Genomic DNA, 2,958 nt, shown 5'->3' on the forward strand with positions numbered 1-2,958 from the left:
CATCTCGGTGACCCAGTAGCGCAGCGAGTCCATGATGAGCTGGAGCACGTAGGGGTGGCGCATCAGCAGGCTGTTGCCGGTGCCGGTGGTGTCGTAGTAGTGCGCCCAGTCGCCGTCGACCAGGCGGTAGTACGAGGCGTTGTCGATGCCCCGGAAGGAGAGGGTGGGGCCCTTCTCGTTGCCCTCGGCGGTGTGGTTGTAGACCACGTCGAGGATGACTTCGAGACCGGCCGCGTGCAGCGCCTTCACCATGGCCTTGAACTCGTCGACCTGCTGGCCGCGCGAGCCGAGGGCGGCGTAGGCGTTGTGCGGGGCGAAGAAGCCGATGGTGTTGTAGCCCCAGTAGTTCGACAGGCCCCGGTCGCGCAGCACACCGTCCTGCGCGAACTGGTGGACCGGCATCAGCTCGACCGCGGTGACGCCGAGCGAGGTGAGGTGCCCGGTGACGGCGGGGTGCGCGAGACCCGCGTAGGTGCCGCGCAGCCGCTCGGGGACCTCGGGGTGGGTGCGGGTCAGGCCGCGTACATGGGCCTCGTAGATGACGGACTCGGAGTACGGGATGTCCGGCGGCCGGTCGTCGCCCCAGTCGAAGTACGGGTCGGTGACCACGCCGAGCATCGAGTGCCCGGCACTGTCGGCCCGGTCCGGTCCCTCGGGGTCGCGTTCGTAGAGCGAGGCGTCGTTGTCCGTCTGGCCGTCGACGGCGCGGGCGTAGGGGTCGAGCAGCAGCTTGGCGGGGTTGCAGCGGTTGCCGAGCGAGGGCTGCCAGGGGCCGTGCACCCGGTAGCCGTAGCGCTGCCCGGGGCCGACGCCGGGGAGGTAGGCGTGCCGGACGAAGCCGTCGACCTCGTGCAGCGGGACGCGCGTCTCGCGCCCGGCGTCGTCCACGAGGCTGAGGTCGACGCGCTCGGCGACCTCACTGAAGAGCGCGAAGTTGGTGCCCTGCCCGTCGTAGGAGGCACCCAACGGGTAGGGGTGCCCGCTCCACACGGGCACCCCTTTCCGGGACTTGCGCGCCGTCACCGGGCGCCCACCAGGACGTCGGGGGCGGCGAGGGCGGCCACGGGCAGCGCGCGCGGCAGGTCCAGCACCCGGCGCAGGCTGGGCACCGGCGCGGTGGCGACCAGCGGGACGCGCTGGTCGGAGCGGGCGCGCTGGGAGAACCAGATGACCTTGCCGCCGTTCGCGGTGGCGCAGCACCCCCAGCCGTCGCTCATCGCCGCGAGGTCCGCGAGGCAGGCCCGCAGGTCCTGGTCGGGGCGCAGCTCCCGGTCGTCGCCGCCGACGGCGGTGATCAGATGCTGGCCGGTCCACCACATCTCGATCGAGGTGGCCTTGTCCGTGGCGTGCCGGTCGATCGCCCGCAGCAGCAACTGGGTGCCGTGACGGACGGGACCGACGAGGTTCTCCAGGTCCCAGTAGCGCAGATGGGCGGCCAGGATGCGGCTGACCTGTCCCACCCGTTCCGGGCCGACTTCCACGTCGAGGTGGTAGTAGCAGGGCACTGCCTTCATCGTCGCTTGCTCCTCACCGGACGAAGCTCCCGCACGTCGCCCCGATCGGGACGGTTCCCGGTCACGTGGCGTGAGCGCCGATCGCTTCTGAGTCACTCCCACAGTGCGGGGGCTACGCCATTCGTGCAACACGAGCGTCACGAACGGCCGGGTCGTTGAAGCTCCAACAGGACGATGCGTGTGTACGCGTGCACCATGAGTGAAAACCTCGATCGACGTCATGGCGCCGTGCGCTTCCGTGCGCGGTGCCACCCGATCCTCGGGACCGCGCCCGGTCGAGAGCGGAAAGGTGAAAAGGGCCATGCTGCTACCGGCCAAGGCCGAAGTGGCCCGGCAGTTGCGGCGTTACCGGGCGTGGGAGCGCGTGATGCTCGCCTCGCCCCACGACCGCACGGTCCGGGGCACCTTCGAGGATTCGGGCTACACCCTGTGCGTGCTGATGGGAAAACGGTGCGCCAGGGAGGCCGCCGACGCGGCCGAGCGGTATCTGCGCTCCACCCTGACCGGCTATCTGCGCGAGCAGGACGGCCGGCCGCGAGGGGACAGGGCGGCGCGACGCGCGCAGTCCCCGGAGCGGCGTTCCACGGCGCCACGTCCCTGACCTGGCACCGTACATGGCGTTCCCCACGGGACGGCGGCAGCCGGCTTGTGGATCGGATCGCGAAGCCGGGCCCGTGTGCCCGGCTTCGCGCACGGCGGAGGTGAGATCCATGCGCAGGACTCCGGCCATCGGCCGCGTACCGGTACGTGATGTCCGGCCGTCCGTGGAATGCGGAAGGCGCCCGGCGAAGGCGGTGACCGGGGAGACGTTCCTGGTGACCGCCACCGTGTTCCGCGAGGGGCACGACGTGGTGGGCGCCAACGTGGTCCTGCGCAATCCCAAGGGCCGGCGCGGCCCTTGGCTGCCGATGCATGAGCTGTCCCCCGGCAGTGACGTGTGGGGTGCCGAGGTCACCCCGGACATGACGGGCCGCTGGACCTACCGGGTCGAGGCGTGGAGCCATCCGCTGGCGACCTGGCGGCACGCGGCCGGTATCAAGATCCCGGCGGGCATCGACACCGGCCTGGTCCTGGAGGAGGGCGCCGAGCTGTACGAGCGCGCCGCCGCCGGAGTCCCCAAGGGCACGGAACGCGACCTGGTGCTGGCGGCCGCCCGCGACCTCGGCGACGACACCCTCGGTGTGGACGACCGGCTGAAGGGCGCCCTGTCGGCCGATGTGTCGGACCTCCTGGAGCGTTACCCGCTGCGGGAGTTGGTGACCGCGTCCGATCCGATGCCGCTGCTGGTGGAGCGCGAGCGCGCGCTGTACGGCTCCTGGTACGAGTTCTTCCCCCGCTCGGAGGGGACGGAAGAGCAACCGCACGGCACCTTCCGCACGGCCGAGCGTCGCTTGGAGGCCATCGCGGAGATGGGCTTCGACGTGGTGTACCTGCCGCCGATCCA

4 protein-coding genes are annotated in these 2,958 nt (G+C 71.2%); 2 read left to right on the forward strand and 2 right to left on the reverse strand.

What is annotated here, in order from left to right:
• On the reverse strand, nt 1–1,023 hold a 1,023-nt coding region (locus GTW40_RS19940; protein WP_343245745.1), incomplete at its 3' end, for an alpha-amylase family glycosyl hydrolase.
• Nucleotides 1,020–1,514, reverse strand: coding sequence for a pep a2 (locus GTW40_RS19945; protein WP_161181558.1), 495 nt, complete (start codon nt 1,512–1,514; stop codon nt 1,020–1,022). The genes GTW40_RS19940 and GTW40_RS19945, both read right to left, overlap by 4 nt.
• A gap of 301 nt (nt 1,515–1,815) precedes the next feature.
• Here GTW40_RS19945 and GTW40_RS19950 point away from each other — a divergent pair, with 301 nt between their 5' ends.
• Together GTW40_RS19950 and GTW40_RS19955 are read left to right on the forward strand one after the other, a co-directional pair.
• On the forward strand, nt 1,816–2,115 hold the full coding sequence (locus GTW40_RS19950; protein ID WP_018546029.1) for a DUF5133 domain-containing protein: 300 nt from the start codon (nt 1,816–1,818) through the stop codon (nt 2,113–2,115).
• Between the two features lie 109 nt (nt 2,116–2,224).
• Nucleotides 2,225–2,958, forward strand: a 734-nt coding sequence (locus GTW40_RS19955) for a maltotransferase domain-containing protein (RefSeq protein ID WP_161181559.1), incomplete at its 3' end; no start/stop codon positions are given.

This window comes from Streptomyces sp. SID4985 (assembly GCF_009863025.1).
In the GTDB taxonomy this organism is placed as follows: domain Bacteria; phylum Actinomycetota; class Actinomycetes; order Streptomycetales; family Streptomycetaceae; genus Streptomyces.

Excerpts from the sequence above, each read along its gene's own strand:
- GTW40_RS19945 (WP_161181558.1), bottom strand. The coding sequence starts at position 1,514 with ATGAAGGCAGTGCCCTGCTACTACCACCTCGACGTGGAAGTCGGCCCG.
- GTW40_RS19950 (WP_018546029.1), top strand. The coding sequence starts at position 1,816 with ATGCTGCTACCGGCCAAGGCCGAAGTGGCCCGGCAGTTGCGGCGTTAC.